2 protein-coding genes are annotated in these 2,942 nt (G+C 70.4%); both read left to right on the top strand.

Features of this window, described 5'->3' with window-relative positions; all coding sequences use genetic code 11:
* Positions 1–123: 123 nt before the first annotated feature.
* Positions 124–1,386 (top strand): 1-deoxy-D-xylulose-5-phosphate reductoisomerase, encoded by a 1,263-nt coding sequence (gene dxr / locus BZY54_RS47445; RefSeq protein ID WP_086731487.1) that lies wholly within the window; start codon positions 124–126, stop codon positions 1,384–1,386.
* Between the two features lie 8 nt (positions 1,387–1,394).
* Positions 1,395–2,687 (top strand): M50 family metallopeptidase, encoded by a 1,293-nt coding sequence (locus tag BZY54_RS47440; protein WP_208640986.1) that lies wholly within the window; start codon positions 1,395–1,397, stop codon positions 2,685–2,687.
* The last annotated feature ends 255 nt before the right edge of the window (positions 2,688–2,942 follow it).

Genomic DNA, 2,942 nt, shown 5'->3' with positions numbered 1-2,942 from the left:
CCCGTCCGGACCGGCCCTCCCTGCCCGTCCGGGCCGGTCCCACCGCCCGGCCTACCGGCGACTCGCCCCCCGCCCGACGGAGGCGCTGTCCTTTCGGGCGGGGCTTGCGGCCACAATGGGGGGATGAGCGACAGTCCAGCCCCTCTCGCCGATCCGCATCTCGTCTTCGACCCCGTCGCCGGGGACGGCCCCAAGGACGTGGTGATCCTCGGGGCCACCGGGTCCATCGGCACCCAGGCCATCGACCTCGTGCTGCGCAACCCGGACCGCTTCAGGGTCACCGCGCTCTCCGCCAACGGCGGACGGGTCGGCCTCCTCGCCGAGCAGGCGTACCGGCTCCGCGTCCGGACCGTCGCCGTCGCCCGCGAGGACGTCGTACCGGCCCTGCGCGAGGCACTCGCCGCGCAGTACGGGACGGGCGAGCCGCTCCCCGAGATCCTCGCCGGACCGGAGGCGGCCACCCAGCTCGCCGCCTCGGACTGCCACACCGTCCTCAACGGCATCACCGGCTCCATCGGCCTCGCACCGACCCTCGCCGCCCTGGAGGCGGGCCGCACTCTCGCGCTCGCCAACAAGGAGTCGCTCATCGTCGGCGGCCCGCTGGTCAAGGCCCTCGCCAAGCCCGGTCAGATCATCCCGGTCGACTCCGAGCACGCCGCGCTCTTCCAGGCACTGGCCGCCGGCACCCGCGCCGACGTGCGCAAGCTCGTCGTCACCGCGTCCGGCGGCCCCTTCCGCGGCCGTACCAAGGACGAGCTGGCGGACGTCACCGTCAAGGACGCCCTCGCCCACCCCACCTGGGCCATGGGACCGGTGATCACGATCAACTCCGCCACCCTCGTCAACAAGGGTCTGGAGGTCATCGAGGCACACCTGCTGTACGACATTCCCTTCGACCGCATCGAGGTCGTCGTGCACCCGCAGTCGTATGTCCACTCGATGGTCGAGTTCACCGACGGATCCACCCTCGCCCAGGCGACGCCCCCGGACATGCGCGGGCCCATCGCCATCGGTCTCGGCTGGCCCGAACGCGTACCCGACGCCGCTCCCGCGTTCGACTGGAGCACGGCGTCGACCTGGGAGTTCTTCCCCCTCGACAACGACGCCTTCCCCTCCGTCGGCCTCGCCCGGCACGTGGGCCGGCTCGCGGGCACCGCCCCGGCCGTGTTCAATGCGGCCAACGAGGAGTGTGTCGACGCGTTCCTGCGCGGCGCGCTGCCCTTCAACGGGATCATGGAGGCCGTGACACAAGTGGTCGAGGAGCACGGCACGCCCAGCACGGGAACTACTCTGACCGTGCCGGACGTCCTCGAAGCGGAGGCCTGGGCCCGCGCCCGGGCCCGGGAACTGACAGCGCAGACGGCGACCGCGGAGGCGCGTGCATGACGTCCCTGATGATGATCCTCGGCATAGTCGTCTTCGTGATCGGCCTGCTGGTCTCCATCGCGTGGCACGAGCTGGGGCATCTGTCCACCGCCAAGCTCTTCGGCATTCGCGTGCCGCAGTACATGGTCGGCTTCGGCCCGACCATCTGGTCGCGGAAGAAGGGCGAGACGGAGTACGGGATCAAGGCCATCCCGTTCGGCGGCTACATCCGGATGATCGGTATGTTCCCGCCGGGCGACGACGGCCGGATCACCGCGCGCTCCACCTCGCCCTGGCGCAGCATGATCGAGGACGCGCGCTCGGCCGCCTTCGAGGAACTCGGGCCGGGTGACGAGAAGCGCCTGTTCTACACGCGCGCCCCGTGGAAGCGGGTCATCGTGATGTTCGCGGGTCCGTTCATGAACCTCGTCATGGCGGTGGTGCTGTTCCTCACCGTCCTGATGGGCTTCGGCATCTCGCAGCAGACGACCACCGTCAGCTCGGTCTCCCAGTGCGTCATCGCCCAGAGCCAGAACCGGGACACCTGCGCGAAGGCCGACCCCGCCTCCCCGGCCGCCGCCGCGGGCCTCAAGGCGGGCGACCGGATCGTGTCCTTCAACGGCGTGAAGACCGACGACTGGAACCGGCTCTCCGACCTCATCCGCGCCAACCCCGGCAAGCAGGTGCCGATCGTCGTCGACCGCAAGGGCCAGGACGTCACCCTGCACGCGAAGATCGCCACCAACCAGGTCGCCAAGAAGGACTCCCACGGCCAGATCGTCCAGGGCCAGTACGTCACCGCCGGCTTCCTCGGCTTCAGCGCCGCCACCGGCATCGTCCGCCAGGACCTCGGCCAGTCCGTGACGTGGATGGGCGACCGCGTCGGCGAGGCCGTCGACTCCATCGCGAGCCTGCCCGGCAAGATCCCCGCTCTGTGGGACGCGGCCTTCGACGGCGCCCCCCGCCAGCCCGACTCCCCGATGGGCGTGGTCGGCGCGGCCCGCGTCGGCGGCGAGATCTTCACCCTGGACATCCCGCCCACCCAGCAGCTGGCCATGGCCCTGATGCTGGTCGCCGGCTTCAACCTCTCCCTGTTCCTCTTCAACATGCTCCCGCTGCTCCCGCTGGACGGCGGTCACATCGCGGGCGCCCTGTGGGAGTCGCTGCGCCGCCACCTCGCCCGGGTGCTGCGCCGCCCGGACCCGGGACCGTTCGACGTGGCGAAGCTGATGCCGGTCGCCTACGTGGTGGCGAGCGTCTTCATCTGCTTCACGGTCCTCGTCCTGATCGCCGACGTGGTCAACCCCGTCAAAATCACCTAGTCACCTGCTGTCGGAAGGCGGCCGGGCGGGCCCTGTGCCGGTCGCCTTCCAACGAGTGGTTTGACGGGTGGGGGATGTGCTGGGCCAAGGTCGCGTGCCGTAATCTCGAAGCCTGGAGCCTGCCGCGGGGCGGGGCCGGACCTTGATCCACGACTTGGGGTTGCACAGCAGATGACTGCGATTTCTCTCGGCATGCCGTCCGTTCCGACCAAGCTCGCCGAGCGCCGCAAGAGCCGGCAGATCCAGGTCGGGCCG

This window comes from Streptomyces carpinensis (assembly GCF_002154505.1).
Classification (GTDB): Bacteria; Actinomycetota; Actinomycetes; order Streptomycetales; family Streptomycetaceae; genus Streptomyces; species Streptomyces carpinensis.
Note: the sequence above shows the minus strand (reverse complement) of the source record. Positions and strands in the feature narration are given on the sequence as shown.

Bases quoted from the DNA above. Each gene is read 5' to 3' on its own strand.
- dxr (WP_086731487.1), top strand. From the start codon at position 124: ATGAGCGACAGTCCAGCCCCTCTCGCCGATCCGCATCTCGTCTTCGAC.
- BZY54_RS47440 (WP_208640986.1), top strand. From the start codon at position 1,395: ATGATGATCCTCGGCATAGTCGTCTTCGTGATCGGCCTGCTGGTCTCC.